Source organism: Escherichia sp. MOD1-EC6021, from assembly GCF_002965245.1.
Taxonomy (GTDB): domain Bacteria; phylum Pseudomonadota; class Gammaproteobacteria; order Enterobacterales; family Enterobacteriaceae; genus Escherichia; species Escherichia coli_F.
The window spans coordinates 1-1,316 of sequence record NZ_PTRU01000092.1; the positions used below are offsets into that span (position 1 = coordinate 1).

At 57.8% G+C, this 1,316-nt stretch carries 1 protein-coding gene; it reads left to right on the plus strand.

The features are described from left to right. A partial coding sequence (tssI, locus tag BEB54_RS28030; protein ID WP_105282343.1) for a type VI secretion system tip protein TssI/VgrG occupies window positions 1-1,316 on the plus strand: 1,316 nt, incomplete at both ends.

A 1,316-nucleotide genomic window follows, 5' to 3' on the forward strand; every position in this document is an offset into this window, starting at 1 on the left:
AAAGGTGTGGTGACCTGGTTTGAACTGGGGGAGAACGACAAAAACCAGATGCTGTACAGCATGAAGGTGTGCCCACCGCTGTGGCGCACAGGGCTGCGCCAGAACTTCCGTATCTTCCAGAATGAGGATATCGAAAGCATACTCGCGACGATCCTGAAAGAAAATGGGGTGACCGAGTGGAGTCCGCTGTTCAGCGAGCCGCATCCTTCCCGTGAGTTTTGTGTCCAGTACGGCGAAACCGATTACGATTTCCTGTGCCGGATGGCGGCGGAGGAAGGCATCTTCTTTTATGAGGAGCACGCGCAAAAAAGTACCGACCAGAGCCTGGTCCTGTGCGACACCGTGCGTTATCTGCCGGAGTCCTTTGAGATCCCCTGGAATCCGAACACCCGTACCGAGGTGAGCACCCTATGCATCAGCCAGTTCCGCTACAGCGCACAAATCCGCCCTTCTTCCGTGGTGACCAAGGACTACACCTTTAAACGACCCGGCTGGGCAGGGCGTTTTGATCAGGAAGGCCAGTACCAGGATTACCAGCGCACACAGTATGAAGTGTATGACTACCCCGGACGTTTCAAGGGTGCCCACGGGCAGAACTTTGCCCGCTGGCAGATGGATGGCTGGCGAAACAACGCAGAAGTGGCGCGCGGAACAAGCCGTTCTCCGGAGATATGGCCGGGACGGCGAATTGCGCTGACGGGGCATCCGCAGGCGAACCTGAACCGGGAATGGCAGGTGGTGGCAAGTGAACTGCACGGCGAGCAGCCGCAGGCGGTGCCGGGACGCAGTGGTTCAGGTACCACGCTGAATAACCACTTTGCGGTAATACCGGCAGACCGGACATGGCGGCCACAGCCGTTGCTGAAACCGCTGGTGGATGGCCCGCAGAGCGCCGTCGTGACGGGACCGGCAGGCGAGGAAATCTTCTGCGACGAACATGGTCGCGTGCGGGTGAAATTTAACTGGGACCGTTATAACCCGTCAAACCAGGACAGTTCATGCTGGATCCGTGTGGCACAGGCGTGGGCAGGCACCGGGTTTGGTAACCTGGCGATACCGCGTGTGGGTCAGGAGGTCATTGTGGACTTCCTCAACGGCGATCCGGACCAGCCGATTATTATGGGGCGTACCTACCACCAGGAAAACCGCACCCCCGGCAGCCTGCCGGGAACAAAGACGCAGATGACCATTCGTTCGAAAACCTATAAGGGCAGCGGGTTTAATGAACTGAAGTTTGACGATGCGACAGGGAAAGAACAGGTCTACATCCACGCGCAGAAGAACATGAACACCGAGGTGCTGAATAACCGCACCAC